Genomic DNA, 25,440 nt, shown 5'->3' with positions numbered 1-25,440 from the left:
GTTGGTCTACGGTATGTACCGTAATGCTAGAATGTATTACGCATTTTATCGACCATCGCCTGAACAACTAAGTTTGTAATTTGTGTGCCAGCAAAGCGGGCATCGGATGTCGGGTATGAACGGGAAAGCGATGTACTGTTCGATGTCCAGATTTCTTCGTTTTTAGAGTCATACACAGTAGCACTGAATGTCAGAGTGATTGTGTATTCAAGAGTTTCCTCTTTAGTACCAAGAACTCGGCTATTGATAGTGAATCTTTCGATATCAATAACCATGCTGTAATCAGAGGATTCTGAAGCGGTCATCACAGCGATATTTCTATCGGTAATTTCGTCATACATGCAGGAACGAACAACCTGATTGATCCATGGGTAAATTGTAGAGTTTTTAACTTCTCTGATACGCATGGTTGAAGAGCCAGAGCCAAAAAGGCTTGGTTGGTTGTTTGTCAGGGAGTATCCGCAACCCGTAAGGGAAAGAGATGCCAGTAAGCAAAGAACGGCAAAGATGCGGGATGCAGAAGATAATGTAGGAAACGTCATACCAAGGTTCCTGTGTTGTTGTTTGTGTCAAAAAAAGAAAAAGCTTGTTGGCTCGGACATGTATAAGCAATGTGATACCAACGCGATAATTGATAGCAGATGAAGTGTGATTACGTCTAGCTTCGTATACGCTTAACGGGTAAATAGATGCCTCAAAAGTTATTTATATAAATGTATGCACGTAATTGTGTTTTAAGAATAATTCCGGAGTAGATATGCATATATGGGTAGATGCGGATGCGTGCCCCAAGGTGATAAAAGAAGTTCTTTTTACGGTTGCTGTGCGACGTAAGGTTAAGACCACGCTTGTTGCAAATAGCCATTTGTCAGTTCCCTCTTCACCGTACCTTGATTTTATCCGTGTGGGTGCGGGATTTGATGTGGCGGATAATGAAATTGTGGAGCTTGCAAATTCAGGTGATCTCGTCATTACCGCCGATATTCCCCTTGCAGATAAAATTGTTGAAAAGGGTGCAACCGGTCTGAATCCACGAGGTCAGCTGTATACGGACGAGAACATTAAGGGTCTGCTTCGTATGCGTCATCTTATGGAAGAACTTAGAAGTGGCGGTATGGTTTCCGGCGGTCCAGCACCACTGGGTGCACGTGATAAGCAGGACTTTACCAACCAGTTGGATAAGTTTGTGACTCGAAGATTGAAAGAAGAAGAGTAAGTTTTGATGGTGGGATGGCAATATAAACGATCTTGTACTGAGTCGTCTTGCCTCCCTGTCAGCCTCTGAAATTTATTTTAAGAAAATAAAAAACGCTCCAAGAGAAGTATCTCTGGGAGCGTTTTGTTTATTCAGAAGATGAGGACTTATCTTTTTTTCGCTTTTTTCTTACGAAGGGGCTAGTGAGAACCTTTTTTGTCTTTCCGGCAGCAGATGATATTTTTGCGCCGGATTTTTTTACACCGCGTTTCACGGTTGCGTCAGCACTTGTAACAGCGCTGGCCGTTTTTTTACCAACAGATTGTAGACCGCTTGCTGTCGATGATGCCGCAGAGCTGATTCCGCTTGTTGCTGAGCTAGCAGCAGAAGCTACTATTGAGATTCCACCAGTTACAGTGTTTGCTGTGGCAGAGATTCCTTTACCTGCACAACCTGCGGCAGTTGAGACTCCTTTGGTTGCTGTGCTTGCAGCAACGGTAACGCCTTTTGCGGCTGTGGAGGTTACAGTTGTAACGCCTGCAGCCACACCACTTGCAGCACTTTTTGATGCCTGCGTAATCGTTTTTCCTGTGGAGGATGCTCTAGACACAATCCTATCAGTCGTGTCTGAAACACAGTCACGAGCTGAACGAAGGATCTGTTTTTTTTCTTTAGTTGGTTCAGATGGGTCGCGGCATTCTTCTGTGTTTTCATCAGCAGATGATTTAGAAGAAGAGCCGATGTTACGGACAGCATCCCATGCTTTTGCCATACTTCGTTTTACAGTCTTGGACGCGCCGGAAATAAGTAACTGCGCAACAGTGGAAATTGTGTCGCCAGAAGTGCGCATGAACATTGCAGCGGCTTCTCGCGTGGCAGATTTACGGATTTCTTTTTTGCTCAGTACATCTTCGTCTGTGTAAATACTCATATAATCACGGGCGATAATGCCGCAACGTATGGTCAACAGTGAGTTCATGGAGCCATCAAGAATTGATGCAGTTACGACGGAAGCAACAGCCTGTGCTCCTGGAACACTTCCCATAACTGATGTTGCGACAAGTGGGCCGACTATTTGCTGTGTATATTCTTCCACAACAATATCTTCTATTGCACCAGCAAAGAAGGCAGTGGCGGCAACGTTTTTATAAAGCGTAACAAGATCGCTCATATGTGGTCGTTGCGCATAGAGCTTAGTAATTTTATAGATAAGATGTGTGATGAGCGCGAAGACAATAAGCGTGTCCAGCTTGCCGTTTTGTGCTGTCGCTGTGCCGATAAAGACTCGTTTAGACGTCTCTTCAATCAGGCGGTTTGCCTCAGTTTCGAGTGCCGCAATACCGTCTTTAATTTCTTGCTCTGTTTTACATGGCGCTTGCTGAGTTTTAAGAAACGGGTTGCGCTGTAAGCGTTCAACATACGCACGGCGATACTCTTGAATTTGATCTTCCGTCGGGTCTTGTGAAATAATAAGCGGTTTCGGGAAGACAAATAAAGACAGACCTGCGTAGCCAAGTAATCCCAGCCCGAGTACGGTTAGTGACCAGAATACAAATGGCACATATGTTGGATCGATGTATGCAAAAACATCAGCGATAGCACGGATGCCGGAAAGCAACAAAGAACCAAGAGCGATGGAAATTACACCGCAAAGAATGATGAGAATAATTTTGATTTTTGAATGCATTTGAATCCAGAAAAAAAGTCCGTGTGCCAATGCACGGAGATGAAGTTGTGCGTTCTATACTTAATTTCTCGCGCATTGCTTTCAGAAAGTGAAGTTATTTTTTTGTAAGGTTTGTGTGATTACAGGAATTATGTAAATTTTTTCGCATTGCTATTACTAACTATTTTAACACCCGCAACAGCAGCTAGTTTCCCAGCGGTTAAAGACCTTCGAGGTGTTTTAATCCCCAAAATATTTGTTGATAATATGGTTACATGCCTACCTTTGCATACTCTACCAATAAAAAAAGGCTGTCCTAAATAAATAGGACAGCCTTTTTGTGTATTACGAAAGGTAATGGAGCGTAAGCCGCGAGGCATTGTAAGCAACGTGCTTAGCTCGCAGTAAAAAGTCTTTGGAGATTCCTAAGAACCTTTCTACTTAGAAAGGTTCTTAGGCCGCCGGAGGCTCGTCGAAGACCCACCGGAAGCAACCGTCTATCAAAAACTAGTTTGCTACGATGTTAACAAGCTTGCCAGGAATAACGATCACTTTGCGGATGGTTTTTCCTTCAACATGTTTCTTAACATTAACATCATTTTTAGCGAGTTCTTCTACTTCGTCCTTGCCTGCGGATGCAGGTACTTCGAGACGAGCACGAACTTTACCGTTTACCTGTACTACAACTGTGAGCACGTCTTTAACCATTGCTTCTTCGCTGTAGGTTGGCCACAGAGCGTGTACGAGACGTTCCTTGTGTCCAAGCTGTTCCCAGATTTCTTCACAAAGGTGTGGAGTGAATGGGGACATGAGATTGATAACGGTGCTGATCGCAGAAGAAAGAACCTTGCGGCCTTTTTCGTCGCCTTTCAGTGCATCTTTAGCGAGGTAGAGTTCGTTAACCAGTTCCATAACTGCTGAGATAGCGGTGTTGAACTGGAAGCGCTGTTCGATATCATCGCCAGCTTTCTTAACGGTCTCGTGCTCTTTGAGACGAATGCCTTTTGCTTCCTTGCTTGTGCAGTCGTCAGCAGTGGAAGAACAAGGCTCAACAGCGATCAGTTCGCCTTCGAGTTCTTCAATAAGACGCCAAATGCGGTTTACGAAGCGGTAAGAACCGTCAATGCCGGTTTCAGACCATTCGAAGTCACGCTCTGGCGGTGCTGCGAAGAGGCAGAAGAGACGAACTGTATCTGCGCCGTAACGTGCGATCATGTCAGTCGGGTCAACTACGTTGCCTTTAGACTTGGACATTTTAGAACCATCCATAAGTACCATGCCCTGAGTGAGCAGGTTTGCAAATGGTTCGTCAAAGGTCAGGTAACCGCAGTCACGCAGTGCTTTTGTGAAGAAGCGTGCGTAGAGAAGGTGAAGAATTGCGTGCTCAACACCACCGATGTACTGATCAACTGGTGCCCAGTATTCGAGAGCTTCTGGAGTAAACGGAGCATCGTGGTTCTGTGCGTCAGTGTAGCGAGCAAAGTACCATGAGGATTCTACGAAAGTATCCATGGTGTCTGTTTCGCGACGTGCTGGCAGGCCACATTTAGGGCATGTGCAGTTTACAAACTCTGGAGTGTCAGGAAGCGGGGAGCGACCATCTTCATGAGTCTGTACGTTCAATGGCAGTTCGATAGGAAGATTCTCTTCTTTTTCAGGAACAATGCCACATGCATCACAGTATACCACAGGGATTGGAGCACCCCAGTAACGTTGACGGGAGATGTTCCAATCGCGCAGACGGTAGTTGATGGTTTTTTCGCCGCAGTTGTTTTCCTGCAACCAAACCGCAACCTTGTCTTTACCTTCTTCGTTGGTAATGCCTGTGAATTCGCCGGAGTTTACCATCATGCCCGGTGCAGAGATTGCTTCGGTCATGGTGGCAGGGTCAAGCTCTTCCCCTTCTGGCTGAATAACTACCTGAAGTGGAAGGTCGTATTTGCGAGCAAATTCAAAGTCACGCTGATCGTGTGCAGGTACAGCCATTACAGCGCCTGTGCCGTAATCAACGAGAACAAAGTTAGCAACGTATACAGGAACTTTAGCGCCGTTTACTGGGTTGATGCAGTAAGCGCCGGTGAAGATACCTTCTTTTTCGAGGTTGTCAGAAGTACGTTCGATACGGTCCATGCTGGTGATGCGTTTTACGAATGCTCGTACATCGTCAGCCTGTTTTTTACCTGCAATGAGCTTTTCCACCATTGGGTGTTCTGGTGCAAGGCTCATGAAGGAAACACCGAAAACGGTATCCGGACGGGTGGTGAAGACTGGAATTGTTTCTTCAGAATCTTCAACGGTGAACGTAATTTCAGCACCGATAGATTTGCCGATCCAGTTTTCCTGCATGGAAATAACGCGATCAGGCCAGCCGCCTTTAAGTTGTTCAAGGTCAGCAAGTAGTTCTTCGGCGTAGTCAGTAATTTTAAGGAACCACTGTGCGAGGTCACGCTGTTCAACAACAGTGTCACAACGCCAGCAAAGGCCGTCTTCTACCTGTTCGTTAGCAAGAACGGTGTTACAAGTAGGACACCAGTTCTGAGCCTGACGCTTACGGTAAAGCAGACCTTTTTCAAGAAATTTGAGGAAGAATACTTGTTCCCAGCGGTAGTATTCTTTGTCGCAGGTGGCAAGCTCACGGCGCCAGTCGAAGGAGTAACCAAGGCGTGAAAGCTGGGTACGCATATTGTCGATGTTGGAGTGAGTCCACTTTGCAGGGTGGATGTTGTTTTTGATAGCTGCGTTTTCTGCAGGAAGACCGAAAGCATCCCAGCCCATAGGGTGCATTACGTTTTTGCCTTTCATACGCATGAAACGTGCTACAACATCACCGAGGGAGTAGTTACGAACGTGACCCATGTGGATGTTGCCGGAAGGGTACGGGAACATTTCCAACACATAGTGTTTAGGTTTGTCCGAAGTGTGATCGGTGTGGAAATCGCCGTTGGTAGCCCAAGTTTGCTGCCACTTAGTTTCTATGGCTTGCGGATCGTATTTCATGCCGACAGTTCCTTTAATCTTTCGCTCATTAAAAAGGTCTGTTGTAAATATGAGTCATGGAGAGATGCCTCCGGCGGGAGGGCTTTGCCCTTCATCCGCAAGGGGGACGCCCCCTTGACCGCACTTACGAAAGGTTCCTGTGCGAAGTCGCAGCGGGGATGACCATACGTATGTAAACAACAGTTTTTTGATTCTTTATAAAATGTATGTAGTTACACAGAAAGTTTCTGCTCATTAAGAGCAAATTGAACTGTCCGGAACATCATATTTATTTTTAATGCCTTGCAATACAAAACTACCTGTTCTTCGGCAAGAGAAGGAGCTTTGTTTTACGCAAAAATGTCATTTTTAACGGGATATGCCCGGGCTCCTTTTTTAAGGAGTCCGGGCACAAAAAAACGCTATATATGAAGGCGACTGAAAAACGATAGTTAAAGAAGCCGGAATCGTGATTATTGAGAAAAAAGTTTTCGTTTAATCGCGATCAAAGGGAATTCCCTTACAAAGGCAGGACAGAATATGCCCGCGTAGGCGTCCTTAATATATCGTAACTTTTAGTACTTAAGTTCCAGTGTGCCATCATCCAGAGCTTTTGCAGCAGCGTCTAGGAGACCGTTAACAAAAGGACGGGAACGGTCGTCACCAAACTGTTTTGCAAGTTCGATAGCTTCGTTAATTGCAACTTTTGGTGGAATGTCTTCACGGTAGAGCATTTCAAAAATTGCAAGGCGGAGCAGAGTGATTTCAATTTTACCGATACGTTCCACTTTCCAGTGGCGGGAGAACTGAGCGACCACTTCGTCGAGAGCGCGGTAGTTACTCCATACGCCTTCGATAAGCTCCCAAGTGAAGCCTTCCGGCTGACACTGAGCATCTGGCTTGTCGGCATTGTCAGGAGAGATCATGTACGCTTCCTGCAAGGACTCGATGGTCATAGCAGGAGAAAAATTTAAACCGTACAGAAACTGAAATGCCTGTGCACGAGCCAACTTGCGAGGTGTTTTTTTTGGTTTATTAGCCATATATTACAATTGCTCCAGAACACGGTATGTTTCAAGCATGGCGGATGCGGCTTCAACGCCTTTGTTGCCGCCTTTGGAGCCAGCGCGTTCGATTGCTTGTTCGAGGGAATCACAGGTGAGCAGGCCGAAACCAACAGGAGTGTCGGAATCAAGGCTAACCTGAGCAAGACCCTTCGCACATTCATTACATACAAAATCAAAGTGAGGAGTAGCGCCGCGAATAACCGCGCCAAGTGCTACGATGCCGTCATATTTACCACTAGCAGCCAGTTTTTTAGCAGCGATTGGCATTTCAAATGCGCCAGGAAGCTTAACAATAGTCATGTCTTCGCGGCTGCCGCCGTTGCGAGCTAAGTAATCTACTGCGCCACCGACAAGACGATCAACAACGAAATCGTTGAAACGTGTTGCAATGATTGCAATTTTAAGACCTTTAGCGTCGAACTGACCTTCGATAGTTTTGATATGATGCATAGTATAATCTCCTTCTTGAGACCGACTTTTACTCCAGCAGCAAAAGCGGGTCGGTAAGTATAGAACAAGCTCCCTAGCCCTGAAAAGAACTATTTTTAGGGCTAGGGAGCGTATTGTTAATTCAAATAACGGTAACTACTCGGAATCGTTAAGATGCTCGAGCATGTGTCCCATTTTTTCTTTTTTAGTGCGCAGATAATCTACATTGAATTCGCAGGCGTTCATTTCGATAGGAACGCGTTCCACAACTTCAATTCCGTAACCTTCGATGCCTACAATCTTCTTAGGGTTGTTGGTCATCATACGCATCTGACGTACACCAAGATCTACCAGCATCTGTGCGCCGATACCGTAGTCACGAAGGTCAGCTTTAAAGCCGAGCTTTTCGTTTGCTTCTACAGTGTCATAGCCTTGATCCTGAAGATTGTACGCTTTAATTTTGTTGGCAAGGCCGATACCGCGTCCTTCTTGACGCATGTACAGGATGATGCCCTGATCTTCTGCCTGAATTTTACACATTGCATTTGCAAGCTGGTCGCCGCAATCACAACGCATGGAGCCGAGCACGTCACCAGTGAGGCATTCGCTGTGAACGCGAACGAGTACTGGCTTGCTGGAATCAATAGGGCCTTTTACAAGGGCAATATGAGTTTCCGGCTCGAGTTCATTTTCGTATGCGATGACTTTAAATTCACCGTATTTAGTAGGCATTTCTGCTTCAGCAACGCGTGTGACGGAAAGTTCGTCAGGGCGCATGCGGTAGCGGATAAGATCGCGAATGGTTGCGATTTTCATATCATGCTTTTCAGCAAATTCAACGAGATCAGGCATGCGTGCCATTTCACCGTCGTCTTTCATGATTTCGCAAATAACTGCTGCACCTTTAAGGCCGCCAAGTTTCGCGAGATCTACAGAACCTTCTGTCTGACCTGCACGAACGAGTACGCCGCCTCTCTGGGCACGCAATGGGAAAATATGACCCGGGGTGACAATGTCATCCGGTTGTACGTCGTTTTCAATAGCTGCAAGAATAGTAGTTGCGCGGTCTTTAGCTGAGATGCCGGTTGTTACGCCAGTACGAGCTTCAATAGAAACTGTAAAGTTGGTGCCGAATTTGGAACCGTTGCGCTGGGTCATCATAGGCAAATTGAGTTTGTCTACCCATTCCGGGGCAAGTGCGAGACAAATAAGTCCGCGACCGTGCGTTGCCATAAAGTTAATAACTTCAGGTGTTACATGCTCAGCAGCAATAGTAAGATCACCTTCGTTCTCGCGGTCCTCGTCATCTACGAGAATAACCATCCGACCTTTTTTAATCTCTTCAATGGCCTCTTCGGCCGTACACATTGGCATTGGCGCACCTCGTTGTATTTTCTTAAACTGCATGTCCCACGAAGCAGATTAATGAATGCAAAAATTAGAATCCATTCTTTCTGAGAAACTCTTCAGTAATAGAGCTGGGAGCAGATTTCTCCTGCGTTGCATTGGGCTGCCATGCACCAAGCATACGCTGAACGTATTTTCCAATAACGTCCGTCTCTATATTAACACTGTAACCCGGTTTCCACTGGGCTATTGTGGTAATTTTCTGAGTTTCAGGGATTATGTTTACTTCCAGAAAACTGTTTCCACAAGCATTAACTGTGAGGCTAATCCCGTCCAGGGTCACTGAGCCTTTTGGGATAACCTGTGTATCAAACTCCTGCGGGAAAGAAATTCTGTAGATTTTTGAAAGTCCTGCCGGACGAACCGAATCCACAGTGCCGATACAGTCAACGTGTCCACTTACAATGTGTCCGCCAAGGCGATCACCCATTGCAAGAGCGCGTTCAAGGTTAACATTGCTACCGGTTTTAAGTTTACCAAGGTTGGTAAGCCCCATTGTTTCTGCAGAAGCATAAACAGTGAACCAGTCCGCACCGAAATCTTCAACGGTCAGACACACGCCGTTTGTCGCTATAGATTCACCGAGTACAAAGTCGGTTAATGTGCAGCGTGGCTTGATTGTAAGGCGAGTTTCCTTGCCCATATTCTGAATAGAACGGATTTCGCCCTGTCCAAGAATGATTCCTGTGAACATACTAAATTTCCTGTCGGCGCAATGTCAGTATAACATCTTCGCCGCTAAGTTCCGTATTTATAATTCGTAAGCGGAGCGCTTCATCCATGGTTGCTATGGTTCTACCAGAAAAGATATCGGGTGCGCTTTGATCTCCGACAATTTTTGGAGCCATATGCAACTGAAATTCGTTTACGAGATTGTTCTCAAGAAGCGATAATGCCAATTTTCCCCCGCCTTCGCAAAGGGTGTAGAGGCAGTTTTTTTCCTGACGCAGCCAAGCGAGCCCCGCAGCAAGGTCGAGATTGCCGTCTTGTTCGGGTAACCCCTTCACAGAACAGCCTAACGATTGCAACTTGCTTGCTGCTTCAGATAAGGCTGATTTTTCGTTTGTCCAGAAAATAACTTGCTCTGGGCGATCTTGCAGAAGTGTGAATTGGTCAGGGTTGTCGGGCAATCGTTTGGTGACGATTACTGCGAGCGGTTGTTGCTCAACGCCTTCAAGACGACAGGTAAGCTGTGGATTGTCTACGTAGAAGGTTCCTCCACCCACGATTACTGCATCAACTTTTTTTCTTAGCTCATGAACTCGTTTGCGAGACTCTTCACCACTTATCCACTGGGAGTGTCCCGTACGGGTGGCAATTTTGCCGTCTAATGTTGAAGCGAGTTTCAATGTGGTGAACGGATAGGGGGTCTGAACCCATGTGAGGAAGTCTGACACGAGTTCGCGGCATTCTTCTTCCAGCATTCCGGTTTCAACATAAACCCCGTTTTCACGTAAAAACTCTGCACCACCTTTAGCTTTCGGATTCGGGTCCTGAAGCCCGATAACAACACGCTTAATACCGGCTTCTAAAATAGCTTTAGAGCAGGGTGGTGTTTTACCGTAGTGGTTACACGGTTCGAGCGTTACGTACATTGAGCAGTTCTGGGGAGAAATGCCTTTTTCTGCAGCGTCCCTGAGGCATTCAATTTCTGCATGTGGTTGCCCGCAAGCAGTATGGTACCCCTCAGCAACAATTTGTCCGTGCTGAACCAGTACAGCACCTACCGTCGGGTTAGGTGCTGCTGCGCCGCGTCCGTTTTCTGCAAGGGCAATTGCCCGACGCATAAAATGGGCGTTAGGATGCTGCATTGACGTCTCGAACTACGTGGTCAATTTTAATGAATGGCACACCGGCTTCTTTTACCATGCCTGCGGCAAGTTCATCATTGTACCCTTCAACATAGTAAACGGCTTTGATGCCGCAGTTGAGGAGCATTTTTGTACAGATGAGGCACGGCATGGTGGTGCAGTAAATTTCTGCTCCGTCGAGTGATACTCCGTGGACAGCAGCCTGAATAATTACATTCTGCTCCGCGTGGAGGCCTCGGCACATTTCATGTCGCTGGCCGGAAGGAATGCCAAGTTCTTCACGAAGACACCCAATATCAAGACAATGAGATGTGTTAGCAGGTGCACCGTTATAGCCGGTTGCAAGGATGCGCTTATCTTTAACTGCAATTGCGCCGACTTTACGGCGAATGCAGGTGGAGCGCTCAGCAACCATGTAGGTGATGTCCATAAAATATTGAGGCCAAGGAAGTCTCTGTTGCATTGGTATTAACTCCAACAAGTGGTATTTCTAATGTAATGGTATCTAACAAAAAATTTTTAGGAACATATAAGATATGTGTGTGACATGTCGCAGTCAAGGCACCATATATAATTTAGAAATACGCCCAAAGTATAAAAGCTTACAAGTCTGAATTTTGGATAAAAAAAAGGCCGGGGATGTTATCCCCGGCCTCGTGCTTTTACCAAGCAAAAAGCGGGAATTGACGCGTAAACGCCGTAACCTGCTTATGGATATCAGCAAGGTATGCATCGTTGTCGATGTGCTTAAGCGCATCAACCATCCATGCACCTACTCGCTGCATGTCTGCTTCTTTCATACCGCGGCTGGTAAGCGCCGGTGTACCAATACGGATACCGGAAGTTACGAACGGGCTGCGGGTTTCAAAAGGAACAGTGTTTTTGTTGGTAGTAATGCCAGCTTTATCAAGAGCAAGCTGAGCATCTTTACCGGTGATGTCTTTGTTGGTGAGGTCGATGAGAAGGAGGTGGTTGTCTGTGCCGCCGGAAACCAGATCAAAACCTTCATCAAGAAGAGTCTGACCAAGAGTTGCAGCGTTAGCAATTACCTGCTTCTGATAAACCTTGTACTCAGGACGTAATGCTTCGCCAAAAGCAACAGCTTTAGCAGCAATAACGTGCATGAGTGGGCCACCCTGAATTCCAGGGAAGATCTGGCTGTTCAATTTCTTGCCCATATCTTCAGTGGAAAGGATCATACCACCGCGTGGACCACGCAGGGTTTTGTGGGTGGTGGTAGTAGTTACGTGCGCATGTGGAATTGGAGAGTTATGCAAGCCAGCTGCAACTAAGCCTGCAATGTGAGCCATATCCACAAAAAGTTTAGCACCTACTTCATCTGCAATCGCACGGAACTTAGCGAAATCAATCTCTCTAGGGTATGCACTCGCACCGGCGATGATAACCGCTGGTTTGTGTTCTTTTGCAAGCTCGAGAACGTTATCGTAATCAATACGACCAGTTTCACGATTTACACCGTAAGCTTTAACGTCAAAGAACTTACCGGAGAAGTTGACAGGACTGCCGTGGGTAAGATGTCCCCCATGAGAGAGATCCATACCGAGTACAGTATCGCCTGCGTTGGCGATGGCATAGTAAGCTGCCATGTTAGCCTGGCTGCCGGAATGCGGCTGCACGTTAACATATTCTGCACCAAAGATTTCTTTTGCACGTTCAATAGCGATGGTTTCGGTTACGTCTACGTACTCACAACCACCATAGTAACGTTTGCCCGGGTAGCCTTCAGCGTACTTATGAGTAAGTACGGAACCCTGAGCCTGACGTACTGCTGTTGATACAAAGTTTTCTGATGCGATTAATTCAAGACCACCGGTCTGACGATCGATCTCTTGAAAAATGGAACGGCCTACTTCGGGATCTTGGATAAAGACTTCATCCATGAGTGATGCCCCTTACTATTTAAATGAGGAAGAAAAAGGGCGTACACAGCTACAAGCTGCATACGCCCACACATTTACCCGTCGAAACGCTTGAACAGCACACTTGCGTTAGTGCCGCCAAAGCCGAAGTTGTTGCTGAGCACGTACTCAGCTTGATACTTCTCTGAACCATTCCCCATGTAATTCAGATCGCATTCAGGGTCAGGAGATTCTTGGTTAGCTGTTCCTGGAACAAGTCCTTTATCGAGTGTCAGGCAGGAGAAGACTCCTTCCATGCCACCAGCAGCACCTAAAAGGTGTCCAGTCTGAGACTTGTTCGCAGAGATACGCAGCTTGTACGCATGATCTCCAAAGACTTTTTTCATCGCTCCGGTCTCTGCTTTATCGTTAAGATAAGTAGAGGTGCCGTGTGCGTTGATGCAGTCCACAGCGTCAGTCGCGATACCAGCTTCTTCAATAGCGTCGATCATTGACTGAGCCATTCCTTCGGAATCTTCACGTGGTGCAGTCATATGGAATGCATCACTAGTAGAACCGAAGCCCACAACTTCTGCGTAAATTTTTGCACCGCGAGCTTTTGCAGAATCGTATGATTCCAGCAAGAGAAGGCCTGCGCCTTCGCCGACGACGAATCCGGAGCGTTCCTTGTCGAATGGACGGGAAGCGTTAGTCGGTTCATCGTTACGGTTGCTGCAAAGTGCTTTAAGCGCGGTAAAGCCGGATACACCCATAGGGGTGATAGTGGACTCTGTACCACCTGTGATTACAGCATCACAGCGTCCGGATCTAATATCTTCAAATGCATGGCCGATTGCGTGGGTACCGGATGCACAAGCACTGGTGAATACAAGGTTTGCACCTTTTGCGCCAGTGAAAATGGATACCTGTCCCGGTGCCATGTTAGAGATCAGCATTGGAATCCAGAATGGGCTGATCTTATTTGGGCCTGCGCTTGTGAGTTTGCTGTGGAAGGTTTCGATGGTGTTAAGACCACCAAGACCAACGCCGAGCATAACACCAACGCGTTTAGCATTTTCGTCTGTGATTTCGTATTCAGAGTTTGTCATGAGCTGTTGTGCACATGCTACAGCAAACTGTACGAAACGATCCATGCGACGAGCTTGTTTTGGCGGAATATGGTCTGCCGCAACAAAATCTTTAACTTCGCCAGCAATTTGTGAATTAAACTCGCTTGCGTCAAACTGGGTAATTGGCCCAATACCGGATTTTCCGGCAATCAGGTTGTCCCAGCTTGTGTCAACATCGTTCCCGAGTGGGTTGATGGTGGCAACGCCAGTTACTACTACTCTTTTTTCAGTCATATGCTTCATTCCTGGGAAAAAGTGCGCTGTATAAGAGATCAAACCTACCCGCTTCTCTTTAAGCTGCGCAGATGGCACTACCTCATTTAATGTACCATCAAAATAAGCGGGTAAGGCGTCTTATGCCGTGAGCACAAGACGCCTGTATATAAAACGCTGTAACAGTGCGAACTACTGCTGTTTAGCTACGTAGTTGTACGCGTCCTGAACTTTCAGGATCTTCTGTGCGTCGTCGTCGTCGATTTCAATGCCGAACTCTTCTTCCATAGCCATGATGAGTTCAGTAAGGTCGAGGGAGTCAGCGCCGAGGTCTTCAACGAAAGATGCTTCGTTTTTTACTTCTTCTTCAGATACGCCGAGCTGCTCAATGATAATCTGTTTTACTTTTGCTTCTGCAGACATGGATTCCTCCAATGGATTGTTTACTTTTTGTTATTTTGCCTTCTCAAAAGAAGGCAGTAAAGTTCTTTTACGGACGCTAGTCCGTTAGCAGTACATGCCGCCGTTAACGGCAATAACTTGCCCAGTGATGTAGCCAGCACTGTTTGATGCAAGGAAGGCTACTGTATTTGCAATGTCCTCTACGTCGCCCATGCGTTTGAGAGGGATTGCCTTTTCGTATTCACTGCGCACAGTCTCTGGAAGAGCGTTAGTCATATCGGTTTTGATAAAACCAGGGGCAACAGCGTTCACGGTGATATTACGGCTACCGAGTTCTTTTGCCATAGATTTTGTCATGCCGATAATACCAGCTTTAGCAGAGCAGTAGTTAGCTTGGCCTGCGTTACCCATCTGACCTACTACAGAAGTAAGGTTGATGATACGGCCGCAGCGCTGTTTACTCATGATTTTTGCTGCTTCTCTACAAGCAACAAAAGCTCCGCGCAGGTTTACGTTAATGACACGATCAAAGTCTTCTGTCTTCATACGAAGGAGGAGACCGTCTTTAGTGATGCCAGCGTTGTTCACAAGAACATCAAGCTTCACTTTGTCTTTAATTTCTTCTTTAAAAAATGCAGCAATGTCATCTGGATTGCCAACATCTAATTTGAACGCTTTTGCTTTACCACCAGCAGCTTCAATAGAAGCCGCAACGTTTTCTGCCTCTTCCGGCTTGGAAACGTATGTGAGGTAAACCTGAAATCCGGCTTTACCCAGCTGCTCAGCGATGGATTTGCCAATCCCGCGAGAGCCACCGGTAACCAGTGCAGTTGAAAGTAATTCCATAATTATTCACTTCTGGTTAGGTGTTAAAAGCAATGCCTTATACCCCAAAGAGAGTATAACTTCAATTCCCAAAACTAGCTGTGTAACATAAAAGAATGTTTAACTTTTAGGAAGAGAATAGCATTATAGAAGATCTCTAGGTTCTAAGCAGCGCTGCACCCCAGGTAAAACCGCCGCCGAATGTAGTCAGCAGAATGTTTTTACCAGGTTCTAATGTGCCGGCTGCTTTAGCCTGTCCGAGTGCAAGCGGAATAGATGCTGCGGATGTGTTACCCACTTTATTCACGTTTACATATACTCGCTCACTATCAATAGTGAGCTTTTTACCGACTGCTTCGATGATTCGCATATTCGCTTGATGCGGAAGGAGAATATCGATGTCGTCCGGAGTAAGGCCGTTGCGTTCCATAAGAGTGTTACACACGCCTACCATGCTGCGAACAGCATGTTTAAAGACTTCGCGTCCTTGCATCATAATGAAATGCTCTTCAGGGACGGGCTGACCAACCTTGTAAGGGTGGGCTGAACCGCCCCCGCGAATTGTCAACAGGTCGCATAAAGAGCCATCAGAGGAAAGTTCGACGTCTACAATAGCTGTAGAATCTTCAGTTGGAGTGGCAGAGATAATTACCGCGCCAGCTCCGTCACCGAAAAGAACGCATGTGTTACGATCTTCCCAGTTAGTACGGGATGACATTGTCTCGCCGCCGCACAAAAGAACGTTTGAATTTTCTTCTGTCTGCGCAAGAGAACTAGCCACTTTTAGCCCGTATACAAAACCGGAACAAGCTGCGGCTAAGTCAAGAGCCATAAGGCCTTTTAAGCCAAGCTTGTCCTCTGTGATGCATGCTGTATTTGGGCAGTAAGCATCAGGAGTACAGGTCGCCACAAGAATATGGGATAACTCTTCCCGGTTCATTTTCGCATCGGCAAGTGCAGCTTCTGCTGCCTGAGTAGTAAGATCAGAAGTTGCCTGACCTTCTGCCACTATATGGCGCTGCTCAATCCCGGTGCGGGTTTTGATCCATTCGTCGCTTGTGTCGACCATCTTTTCGAGGTCGAAGTTAGTTAGAACCTTTTCAGGAACAAATGCTCCGAATCCCCGGATGTAACATTGCTTTTTCATTGCAGTTTCCGGAAAGCCACAAAACGGCGCAGTTGCACTGCACCGCCTCAGCTTTAGTTCTTAATAGCTCTACCAAAGCTCGTCAGCTCTTGATTAGCGCTGATGGCTTCGACTAGACGCTCATTTGTTTTTTTGCGTACGAAAATAGATGCCATTTTTACGGCGTTGAAGATAGCTTTATCATTCGAAGCGCCGTGGCATACAATCGCGATCCCCTTAAGTCCCAGTACTGGTGCGCCGCCATATTCGGCATAGTCCACAATTTTTGCAAACTTTTTAAACGCTTTTTTAGCCAGCAAGGTGCCTATTTTAGCAATTGTACTAGACATCAACTGTCGTTTTAATAGCCGGCCCATGGAGGTACTAAGACCTTCACTGAGTTTTAAGGCTACGTTACCTACAAAGCCGTCACAGACAACAACATCAACTTCACCAGTAAAAAGGTCACGTCCCTCAACGTTTCCAAGGAAGTTAATATCGTCTGTCAATTTGAACAGATCGTAGGTTTCTTTTACCAGTGTATTCCCTTTGCCTTCTTCTTCACCAATGGATAGAAGACCAATTCGTGGAGATTCATACTCCAGAAGGTCACGGGCAAAGGCGTTGGCCATAAGGCCAAACTGGAAGAGGTGCTGAGGTTTACAATCTACGTTGGCTCCTACATCGAGTAGAACGATAGGGTTCTTCTCTGTAGGCATTACGCTCGCAAGGGCAGGACGTTCAACGCCAGCAATGCGTCCGATGATAAACATACCGCATGCGACAGTAGCACCGGAGTTACCGGCGCTGACAATGCCATCTGCTTTGCCTTCTTTAACAAGGCGGCATGCAACCTGAATTGACGCATTCTTTTTACGACGAAGAATATCGGAAGGCTTCTCGTCCATTCCTGCCACCTCATCGGTGTGCACTACTTCATAGGCCACCCCTTTAAGGGGCAGCCTATCGAGTTCGGCATTGATTAATTTCTCGTTACCGACAAAAATAACCTTGATACCGAAGGTGCGAGCAGCCTTAATAGCACCTGGGACGTTAACGGACGGTCCAATATCACCGCCCATTGCGTCCACGGCTATAACGGGGATGCTATGCATCGTCCTTACTGATCTGACGACCATTGTAAGAGCCACAAGCTGCACAAACGCGGTGCTGAAGTGTTGCTTCGCCACATTCGCAGTATACTACGGAAGGTACAGCCACACGGTGGTGGGAGCGACGCATGCCCTTACGGGATTTGGATACTCTTTTCTTAGGGACAGCCATGACAGATCCTCTCTTTATTCTGCTTTCGAACGAATTCCGAAAGACGTAATCGTTATTTATCCACCTTAAGGTTCCGAAGAACCGCAAAGCGGGGATCGAGTGATGAATCTTCACACTCGCATTTTCCAGTGTTTAAATCTTTGCCGCACTCAGCGCAAAGACCCTTGCAGTCTGCCTTGCATAAAGGCTTGACCGGAAGGGCGATGACAAATTCTTCCCAAAGAACGCCTGCAATCTCAACTTCGATTCCAGTAACTTCATTGGCGATGCGAACATTAGGTTCGGTATCGTCCGAACTTAGCTCTTCGTCAAGTATGAATACTTCATCAAATTTTTGGTTGATGCTAATTGTAGCGTCCTGAGTGCATCTATTGCATGGCAATGCAACAGAACCTGTTATGCTGCCGTGCAATATACATCCCTGCTCTTGAGGGATGAGGAATAAACGGGCTGCAAACTCTTTCTTTATAGTGTAAGGAAGAGCGAATTCATCAATCGGACTTTGCCATATGGATTGGTCGTTGATGATTATTTCCTTGCCTTCTGGAGGCAAGTCCTTGATTGCTAGCCAAAGTTGTTTCATATTTGTGTCCTCTTGCGGAAGGGGATTTCTACATGCGAGAGCGTTTGTTTGTCAAGAAAAGGGTTGCCTTTTTTGTATCGAGGGTATAATACACCCATCTCTTTGCTTGCGCAGTTGTAGTAAGACTTTTAGATAAGTTCTTCTTGCGTGACAATCAAAGTAATAAATTTTTTTCTTTAATATACGGAGAATCGCCATGGCTAAAGAATGTGCTATTTGCGGTAAAGGCCCACAGGTCGGTAACAATGTTTCCCACTCACACATCAAAACTAAACGTCGCTTTTTGCCTAACCTCCAGCGTGTTCGTCATCAGATGCCTACTGGACAGGTAAAATCCATCAACGTTTGCACACGTTGCCTTCGTTCTGGCGCTGTAGTTAAGCCTGTAGCAACAAAGAGTGCTTAAGCTTTTTCGGCGATCCAGATTGGATAAGAAAAGAAAAAATCTCACCAGAAATGGTGAGATTTTTTTTTGTCTAAAATTTATTAAGACGTAGTAAAAACTTACATTTCTTTATCTCTGCGTTGTTTTTCACATTAGTTTCTTTACTAATTGGCGCAGATAGTGAACTCTACTTACGAAGATTCTATCTGATTATTATATTTTTGCAGTGCTGCGCTGTGCGTAACGCAACAGCCTTTTCCCGTACAAAGCAATTTGTACATATATATGTTGCAACTGGTGGTGGTGACTTGTTGCGTAATTCCTGTATATTGGATGTATGGCACTATAGAGGTGGGGGACGTGGCCGTAAAAAGGCTTGTCATCTCATTTAGAATGATTAGTTCTTTAGGGTACGGATAGATTGCTTAGAATTTGAAGGGCACAACAATATGTTTGGAAGATTATTTTTACTATTTACTCTCATTCCGATTCTGGAATTGTATACGCTTGTTTCTGTGGGCTCCGTGATCGGCGGCCTACCGACAATCGGAATTGTGATTCTTACTGGTGTTGCCGGTGCGTGGCTTGCCCGCATGGAAGGTTTTAATACCATGCAGAAAGTGCGGCAGTCTTTAAATGAAGGCGCCATGCCAGCAGATGAAATGGTAGAAGGTTTGTTAATCCTTATTGCAGGCTTGCTGTTGCTTACCCCGGGCTTTGTAACAGACTTTGCCGGACTTGCAATGCTTCTTCCGTTAACCCGCAAGCCCTTAGCTCGCTGGTTACGTAAGCAGTTTAACGCAGCAGCGGTGCGTGGTGAATCACAAAATCACGCAGGATTTACGTATTACACATGGCACTCTTCAGGAGGCCAGCAGAAAGACGAACAGGCCATTTACAGCGAAATTCAAAATGATGCACAAAAGCAGACTCCACGGCAAGCAATAGTGATCGATTGTGAGCCAGTTGACGAAGAAAAGAAGTAGACCTGAACCTAATGAGAAAGGCTCTTCACACAAGATGTGAAGAGCCTTTTTTTTGTTTTTTTCTGAAGTATGCTGATTAATTATCCGGTACTGCAAGCTCCGGTGCAACCTGCATTGTCATCGCAGCATCCTGTTTTGTTGTAGAATCAGCCGATGTCGCGGTTGTGCTGTGGTCATTCAATGGTTCTTGAAGTGGAGCAGGCTCTTCTTCGTTATCTGTTTGCGGACCATCCATTGCAGGCTTTTCTTTAGGAGACGGAGTCGTTGCCGGCTCATCTGCTGTAGGGGCCTGTGCAGGATCCTGTGTGTCTGGAGTGACAGATTTTGGCTGCCCATCAACTGGTAATGGATTACTATATCTGCTTGAACTCTTTTCCTGAATAGCAAGAATGAATCCCTGTCCGATATGTGGAATGGCAGTTTTTTGTGTTCCAACCAATTCCAGAGACTCTGGTTTTGTGAGCCAGTTGTTCCACTCGGTCGCACTCATAATAACTACAACATTCCGTTTTGAATTTAGGATGGTAGTCAGCGAATGCGGATCTATTATATGGATAACCGGTTCGTTTACAAAGTATGCAAATGGTGCAGGGTCAGCATTGTAGACTACAGGGGTGAAGTCCTTTGCTGCGTATTCTTCCATGGTAAGCGAGATGTCTTTGGTGGAAATGAAACTGTTAATCGCAGGGGCTGACATAATGAACAGCGGCTGCATAAGAAGTGTCATAACCACAGTCATACCGATTACGCCGTATCTGCTGTTAAGCGGGAAACGGAACCAGAAGATGCCAGCGGCTGCAAGAAGGATAGCAGCCATGTACATCCAGCCTTGGATTTCGAAAGGAATAATCTCAGTGAAGTTTACAAGACAGATCAGAGCTACGCCGAAGCCAAAGAAGACAACTGCAAGTAACCTGTAAAAAACTTTACTGCGTAACGGCGAAAAGTTTTTGATTGCACGCGCTGTAAGAATTGCAATTTGTGGAAGGAGTACAAGAAGCCAGACAGGTGTCATGTAATCCAACGCACAGTAGAGGGTGCATGTTAATATTGCAGAAAGCCATAGGTAGGCGATGCCGATATTTTCAGGATTTCTGGTTGCTAGAACATCCTTGTAGAATGAAACACTAACTACTCTTGTCCAAGGAAGAACCAGAAAAACAACGAGCCATGGCAGCAGGATGAAAGGAAGCATGGCAAGCATGTGCCACCAGTATGGCAGATGCGCCAGTGCACCTTTGAATGGTGCTGCAAGAACATTAGGCACAAGGTTTAACAGGTAATCTGGCTGAACTGCAAAATAGACATACGCAAACCAGCTGAGAACAATTGAGAGATAAATACCAAAACCGCCAGCAACATCCCACTCTCCGAATCGGGTTGGGCGTTTGCGCCAGCAGGTGATGAACAGGATGCTGAACAATGGTAAAAACAGCCCCGGGAAGCCGCCAGTCAGGGTTGCAGCAGCAGCACAGATAAATCCTGTGATGAGCCAGAAGAAGGAGCGTTCCCGTCTCCAGCCCATAACAAATGCGGCATGTGCGAACGTTACCAGTGCGGCAAAGAGTGTTTCCATACCGTTAAGCTGCATGGTCACAGCCGGTAAAAATGCTGCCATTGTAAGCAGGCCGGCTGTGAGGCTTGTTTTTTTGCTAATACCGGCGGCGCGGGCAAAGAGATATGTTGAGAGTACAAAAAGTATGCTGCTGAGCAGCGTGCTGGCTTTTACTGCAAAGGTAATGGCAATGTCGGGAATGAGCGCTACAGCGCTTGAGAACCAGAAGTAGAAAGGCATAGCACCGCTGTATGGTTTTCCATCCAACATTGGAGTGAGCCAGTTTGAAGCTGCAAGAGTGTCTTTTACAACTGCGGCAGCCTGTGTTTCTTGCAACGGCCAAAGATCTCTGGAGAAGAGAGCTATACCGCCTTGCAGAGCTGCAAATATAATAAGCGTAAGACAAGGAAGAAGGGAAAAGCTGTTAAGAATTTTACTTTCCGGTGCAACATCGGGAAGTGGTTCTTTTGGCTTTTTTTCTTTCTTCTTTTTCTTTTCTTTTTCTTGAGGAGGAACTTCAGCAGAAATGGTGTCATGCGAAGGCGTAGCGTCTTCAGAATGTTTGGAGTCCGGCTCTGGGCGAATGGTTTCCACACGCGTTCCAGCGAATCTGCTACTCACTTTTGATGCAGCAGCGGCAACAATAAGTTCATCATCTGTGTCGCCTGTGTCATCATCTTCAATACTCACGTCAGACGTTTTTGTTTCACTGACAGGTGACTCAGCGTCATCAGAGGTTTCTGAAACAGGAGCCTCATCTGCTTCGTCTGTTTCATCATCTTCAATGCTCACATCAGACGTTTCTGTTTCACTGACAGGTGACTCAGCGTCATCAGATACTTCTGAAACAGGAGCTTCATCTACTTTATCTGTTTCGTCATTTGCATGAGAACTGTCTGATATATTATCGGATTCAACGTTTTCTTTCGGTTCAATATTTTCAGACGAAGAGGGCGAGGAGTCAGTTACTTTTTCAGAAGAGTCATCTGCTGCGGCAAGTGGTTCTTCTGAAAGAATATCCTGTGGCACAACCTCGTCTACAGAGTCTTCCTGTTCAATAGGGGCTTCAACAGCGTCCTTTTTAGCAGGCTCTGTAGATTTCTCTTCGGTGCTTTTTGGTTTTTCTTGTGACTTTGTAGGATCAGAAAAGTCGCTCATGATATATCCTGTATGGTTGAGTAGCTTCAAAAAAACTAGATTGTGCATTCAAAGTTAGCATAAAATAAGCTGGATTGGATGAGAAACTCAAGAAAATACTAGGGTTAAAATACATACGGTCGAAATTGTAATAGGTACCTCTATTACATATACGAGTAACATCCTGTGGTGAAAGGATAAAGTTTTGTGTTCATCTTTTTCTTGTAAAATAAAAATTGCTTGCGTAGAACGTGTCTTCTTATTTCAATAAAAATTGATGTTGTTAATTCAATTTTTATTGATTCAACTAGTTGAGTAAATGTTGATACAGAATAAGCAGTGCCCAACTGTTGTTTAAAAGTGCATGTTCACAAATTGAGACTTGTACTTACGGCTAGGCTTGAGTATTCGTTTCACAACGTATTGTTACCACGTCCTGTTTACGTACACTTTTGTTGGATTGTGTGCGTTTTTTCAGGGGATTACCTTAGGAGTAGTTAATGTTATCTCGGTTTAAAAAACGCTGGAAAGAACCATTCGGTTATCGTGATGTCCTCAACATAGGTCTTCCGCTTGTTGTTAGTCTCGGCTCTACAACTGCCATGGAATTTACCGACAGGATTTTTCTAAGTAACTATTCACTGATATCGATTGCTGCTGCATTACCGGCAGCTATGGTGCATCTGGTGTTTTTATTGTTCGCACTTGGAATTTCTGCCTATAGCTCTGTGTTTATTGCACAATACTATGGTGCATGTAAGTGCGAAAAAATTGGTTCCGTAGTCTGGCAGGCAATATATTTTTGTTGTTTTGCTTGGGTCTTCCTTGCTGCTCTCGTTTTAGTTGCAGAGCCGTTTTTTGCCTTCGTAGGGCATGCGCCGGAAGTGCAGCGTGAGGAAGTTACATATTTTTCTATTCTCACCATGGGATCGGGTTTTGCGCTCATTGCAAACGCAATTGGCTGTTTCTTCACCGGATTAGGGAAAACCCGTCCGAATATGGTTGTGAATATAATCGCTGTTGTAATCAACATACCACTTGATTACATGCTGATTAACGGCGTGTGGATTTTTCCGGAAATGGGTATTGCAGGTGCGGCACTTGCAACTGTTTCTTCATGGGCAATGCAGCTTGTAATGTATTCTTTACTGGTATTTAAGCCGGAGAATGATGCAATATACAATGTTGTTAGTGCATGGCGTTTCAACAAAGCCCTTTTCTTGCGGATGATGCGCTTCGGTATTCCAAGTGGTGCAAACAACTTCTTTGATGTTTTTGCATTCACTGTATTCATCATGGTCGTTGGACAACTGGGTGAAACAGAGCTTGCAGCTTCTAACATTGTGTTGTCCATCAACTCATTAGCATTCCTGCCTGTTATCGGGCTTCACATTACGGCTTCTATTTTAGTAGGACAGGCGATGGGGAAAAAGCATGTTGATCAGGCCACGGTGGCAGCACATAGCGTATTGCACGTAGCCTTGCTTTGGATGGGAACTTTTGGTGCAATCTTTTTGCTGTTCCCGTATGAGCTGACTTCGCTTTTTAAACCGGAAGATATTTCTTTTGCAGATTTTGCCCAGATTCAATCTATGTGTCAGATTTTGTTGGCATATGTAGCATTTTTCTGCATGCAGGATGCCGTTGCCTTGATCTTTTTCGGATCGTTGAAGGGCGCGGGCGATACTATGTATGTAATGTGGGCTATCGCATTCTGTGCAATCTTCTGCCTTGGCGTACCAATAATGATTGGTCGTTATGTTTTTGATGCAGGGTTGCATGCTCTCTGGGCAATGTTGCTTGTTTACGTTTGTATTCTTGCATTCGCTGCATACAGTCGATTTCGAACTGGAAAGTGGAAGACCATAGAGCTGATGTAAACAGAGTTCAATTCTTGTTGATACGTCCCGAACGGTTAAGCGCGCTCAACCGTTCGGGACAATAAATATTATTTAAGCTTCGCAGCTACAGATTCAGTTTTTCCTTTCAAGCCATTTTTTCTGCCTTTACGGGAATCTACTTTGAGTGTGAGATAGATTCTATCGCAGTCCTGCTCAAGCTCTTTGTAGCAAGCAGAGACTGTCTGCATCACTTCATCCCATTCGCCTTCAATCGTCGTTCCCATCGATCCGAAATCATATGCGAGTCCGCTTTGTTTAATGACGGTGACGACTCGTGCGACATAAGGGCTCATGCTTGTGCCCTTGTCCATCGGAAATATAGAAAGCTCTGCTATCACAGACATGATATATCCTTTTGAGTAAAGTTAACGTGCGCCTGCAACAATACGCTTGTGAGGCGTATTCTTCAACATCCGTTATGGGGTAATTGTAAGCAAACTCTAGACAAGCAGTGCGACACATCTTACATGACCACTTTGTTTCGGAATGTATTTAGGCTTACCTTAACAGTGCACAATAACCTTATTATTTGGTAACTACATGCTTCTACATATTGCGTATCTTTTGGCTGGTGCCCTCTTCTTATGGAAAGGGGCTGATTTTGTTGTGGACGCTGCGTCCGCCATTGCCCGCCGCTTTGGAATTTCTGAACTCGTTATCGGGTTGACTATTGTTGCAATGGGAACAAGTTTGCCGGAATTTCTGGTAACGTTGACCGCAGCGTTAAAAGGAATTCCATCCATTTCTTTCGCGAATATTGTCGGTTCTAACATCTTTAACCTCGGTATCATTCTTGGTGCCGTGGCGATGATTAAGAACGTATCCGGCAGTAAGGCATTAATTGTTCGAGATATTCCTATATTGTTCGGTGTAGAACTTCTCACCCGCCTGATGGTGTCCAATGGGCAGTTAGGACGTTGGAATGGCTTGGTGTTATGCTGTATTTTTGTTGGGTATCTTGGCTGGATGTATTACCGATGCAAGAAGCCGACAGGTACAGAAAGCACTGCCATGTGTGAAGTGACAAGCGATAGTGAAGTCGCAACGTGGAAAGATTACATGTTGTTACCGATTGGTCTTATTGCAGTAAGCCTTGGCAGCCAGTTTGTGGTTGATGGTGCAACAGGCGTTGCACGCATTTTCGGTTTGAGCGAATGGCTTATTGGTGTGACCATTGTCGCAGCCGGTACTTCTCTTCCTGAGCTTGTGACGTGTCTTTCTGCTTCAATGAAAGGCAAGAATGATATGATTCTGGGTAACCTTGTGGGGAGTGACTTTTTTAACTTCGCGGGAGTTCTCGGGATAACTGCAATGGTTCAGCCTATTGCTGTTAAGCATGGTGAACTGTTGAATATGAGCATGGCTGTCGGAGCCGTAGCACTTCTGTGGCTGCTAATCCGGACGCGGGGTAAGATTACCCGTAATGAGGGGATATTACTCTTTGCCTTCGGCATAGGGCGTTGGCTTTTTGAGATATGGCGCGCCGCCGCATAAAGTAAATAG

At 45.8% G+C, this 25,440-nt stretch carries 24 protein-coding genes; 5 read left to right on the top strand and 19 right to left on the bottom strand.

The features are described 5' to 3' along the window. Positions 1-26 precede the first annotated feature (26 nt). A complete protein-coding gene (gene lptE, locus ACZ5V1_RS10050; protein WP_160714550.1) occupies positions 27-542 on the bottom strand; it encodes an LPS assembly lipoprotein LptE in 516 nt (171 codons plus the stop codon). A 215-nt stretch (positions 543-757) separates the two neighbouring features. Between lptE and ACZ5V1_RS10045 the strand changes: the two genes are divergently transcribed. After that, entirely contained in the window at positions 758-1,216 is a 459-nt protein-coding gene (locus ACZ5V1_RS10045) for a YaiI/YqxD family protein (protein ID WP_464388721.1), read from the top strand. Positions 1,217-1,343: 127 nt separating this feature from the next. Here ACZ5V1_RS10045 and ACZ5V1_RS10040 read toward each other — a convergent pair whose 3' ends face one another. The 16 genes from ACZ5V1_RS10040 to ACZ5V1_RS09965 form a co-directional block, all read right to left on the bottom strand. After that, positions 1,344-2,882: a DUF697 domain-containing protein gene (locus ACZ5V1_RS10040; protein WP_464388720.1), complete on the bottom strand. Its 1,539-nt coding sequence runs from the start codon at positions 2,880-2,882 to the stop codon at positions 1,344-1,346. 486 nt (positions 2,883-3,368) lie between these two features. After that, positions 3,369-5,858, bottom strand: a complete 2,490-nt coding sequence (gene leuS, locus ACZ5V1_RS10035) for a leucine--tRNA ligase (protein ID WP_464388719.1) — start codon at positions 5,856-5,858, stop codon at positions 3,369-3,371. 554 nt (positions 5,859-6,412) lie between these two features. Next, positions 6,413-6,880, bottom strand: coding sequence for a transcription antitermination factor NusB (gene nusB / locus ACZ5V1_RS10030; RefSeq protein WP_464388718.1), 468 nt, complete (start codon positions 6,878-6,880; stop codon positions 6,413-6,415). 3 nt (positions 6,881-6,883) lie between these two features. After that, positions 6,884-7,354, bottom strand: a complete 471-nt coding sequence (gene ribH, locus ACZ5V1_RS10025; RefSeq protein WP_160714542.1) for a 6,7-dimethyl-8-ribityllumazine synthase — start codon at positions 7,352-7,354, stop codon at positions 6,884-6,886. A 135-nt stretch (positions 7,355-7,489) separates the two neighbouring features. Then, positions 7,490-8,707 (bottom strand): bifunctional 3,4-dihydroxy-2-butanone-4-phosphate synthase/GTP cyclohydrolase II, encoded by a 1,218-nt coding sequence (locus ACZ5V1_RS10020; RefSeq protein ID WP_373794154.1) that lies wholly within the window; start codon positions 8,705-8,707, stop codon positions 7,490-7,492. A gap of 64 nt (positions 8,708-8,771) precedes the next feature. Beyond that, entirely contained in the window at positions 8,772-9,434 is a 663-nt protein-coding gene (locus ACZ5V1_RS10015) for a riboflavin synthase (RefSeq protein WP_464386960.1), read from the bottom strand. Position 9,435: 1 nt separating this feature from the next. Beyond that, entirely contained in the window at positions 9,436-10,551 is a 1,116-nt protein-coding gene (gene ribD, locus ACZ5V1_RS10010) for a bifunctional diaminohydroxyphosphoribosylaminopyrimidine deaminase/5-amino-6-(5-phosphoribosylamino)uracil reductase RibD (RefSeq protein WP_464388717.1), read from the bottom strand. Then, a complete protein-coding gene (locus ACZ5V1_RS10005) occupies positions 10,538-11,014 on the bottom strand; it encodes a deoxycytidylate deaminase (protein WP_464388716.1) in 477 nt (158 codons plus the stop codon). The genes ribD and ACZ5V1_RS10005 overlap by 14 nt, the downstream gene beginning before the upstream one ends. 199 nt (positions 11,015-11,213) lie before the next feature. After that, positions 11,214-12,452: a serine hydroxymethyltransferase gene (glyA, locus tag ACZ5V1_RS10000; protein WP_464388715.1), complete on the bottom strand. Its 1,239-nt coding sequence runs from the start codon at positions 12,450-12,452 to the stop codon at positions 11,214-11,216. A gap of 74 nt (positions 12,453-12,526) precedes the next feature. Beyond that, the gene (gene fabF / locus ACZ5V1_RS09995) at positions 12,527-13,774 is read right to left on the bottom strand and encodes a beta-ketoacyl-ACP synthase II (RefSeq protein WP_464388714.1); all 1,248 of its coding nucleotides are present in this window, start codon (positions 13,772-13,774) and stop codon (positions 12,527-12,529) included. A 171-nt stretch (positions 13,775-13,945) separates the two neighbouring features. Continuing rightward, on the bottom strand, positions 13,946-14,176 hold the full coding sequence (acpP, locus tag ACZ5V1_RS09990) for an acyl carrier protein (RefSeq protein WP_160717952.1): 231 nt from the start codon (positions 14,174-14,176) through the stop codon (positions 13,946-13,948). Positions 14,177-14,260: 84 nt separating this feature from the next. Further along, the gene (fabG, locus tag ACZ5V1_RS09985; RefSeq protein WP_160717954.1) at positions 14,261-15,004 is read right to left on the bottom strand and encodes a 3-oxoacyl-[acyl-carrier-protein] reductase; all 744 of its coding nucleotides are present in this window, start codon (positions 15,002-15,004) and stop codon (positions 14,261-14,263) included. 133 nt (positions 15,005-15,137) lie between these two features. Further along, the gene (locus ACZ5V1_RS09980) at positions 15,138-16,127 is read right to left on the bottom strand and encodes a beta-ketoacyl-ACP synthase III (protein ID WP_464388713.1); all 990 of its coding nucleotides are present in this window, start codon (positions 16,125-16,127) and stop codon (positions 15,138-15,140) included. 53 nt (positions 16,128-16,180) lie between these two features. Further along, the gene (plsX, locus tag ACZ5V1_RS09975) at positions 16,181-17,221 is read right to left on the bottom strand and encodes a phosphate acyltransferase PlsX (RefSeq protein ID WP_464386955.1); all 1,041 of its coding nucleotides are present in this window, start codon (positions 17,219-17,221) and stop codon (positions 16,181-16,183) included. Beyond that, positions 17,214-17,390 (bottom strand): 50S ribosomal protein L32, encoded by a 177-nt coding sequence (gene rpmF, locus ACZ5V1_RS09970; protein ID WP_160717946.1) that lies wholly within the window; start codon positions 17,388-17,390, stop codon positions 17,214-17,216. The genes plsX and rpmF overlap by 8 nt, the downstream gene beginning before the upstream one ends. 52 nt (positions 17,391-17,442) lie before the next feature. Continuing rightward, positions 17,443-17,973, bottom strand: coding sequence for a YceD family protein (locus ACZ5V1_RS09965; protein WP_464388712.1), 531 nt, complete (start codon positions 17,971-17,973; stop codon positions 17,443-17,445). A gap of 196 nt (positions 17,974-18,169) precedes the next feature. Here ACZ5V1_RS09965 and rpmB point away from each other — a divergent pair, with 196 nt between their 5' ends. After that, complete coding sequence (rpmB, locus tag ACZ5V1_RS09960; RefSeq protein WP_373794157.1) at positions 18,170-18,379, top strand: 50S ribosomal protein L28; 210 nt, start codon at positions 18,170-18,172, stop codon at positions 18,377-18,379. A gap of 428 nt (positions 18,380-18,807) precedes the next feature. Next, positions 18,808-19,344: an FxsA family protein gene (locus tag ACZ5V1_RS09955; protein WP_464388711.1), complete on the top strand. Its 537-nt coding sequence runs from the start codon at positions 18,808-18,810 to the stop codon at positions 19,342-19,344. A 76-nt stretch (positions 19,345-19,420) separates the two neighbouring features. On the opposite strand, the gene ACZ5V1_RS09950 is transcribed toward ACZ5V1_RS09955, so the two are convergent. Beyond that, positions 19,421-22,057 (bottom strand): ArnT family glycosyltransferase, encoded by a 2,637-nt coding sequence (locus ACZ5V1_RS09950; protein ID WP_464388710.1) that lies wholly within the window; start codon positions 22,055-22,057, stop codon positions 19,421-19,423. A gap of 479 nt (positions 22,058-22,536) precedes the next feature. Between ACZ5V1_RS09950 and ACZ5V1_RS09945 the strand changes: the two genes are divergently transcribed. Beyond that, entirely contained in the window at positions 22,537-23,916 is a 1,380-nt protein-coding gene (locus ACZ5V1_RS09945; RefSeq protein ID WP_464388709.1) for an MATE family efflux transporter, read from the top strand. A 68-nt stretch (positions 23,917-23,984) separates the two neighbouring features. Here the strand turns inward: ACZ5V1_RS09945 and ACZ5V1_RS09940 are convergent, their stop codons facing one another. After that, positions 23,985-24,281 carry an MTH1187 family thiamine-binding protein gene (locus tag ACZ5V1_RS09940; RefSeq protein ID WP_464388708.1) on the bottom strand — a complete coding sequence of 99 codons (297 nt, stop codon included), beginning with the start codon at positions 24,279-24,281 and terminating at the stop codon, positions 23,985-23,987. A gap of 196 nt (positions 24,282-24,477) precedes the next feature. Here ACZ5V1_RS09940 and ACZ5V1_RS09935 point away from each other — a divergent pair, with 196 nt between their 5' ends. Beyond that, on the top strand, positions 24,478-25,431 hold the full coding sequence (locus tag ACZ5V1_RS09935) for a calcium/sodium antiporter (protein ID WP_464388707.1): 954 nt from the start codon (positions 24,478-24,480) through the stop codon (positions 25,429-25,431). Positions 25,432-25,440 lie beyond the last annotated feature (9 nt).

This window comes from Halodesulfovibrio oceani subsp. galateae, from assembly GCF_055397225.1.
The sequence above is the reverse complement of the archived record's forward strand: the minus strand, read 5'-3'. Positions and strand labels throughout refer to the sequence as shown.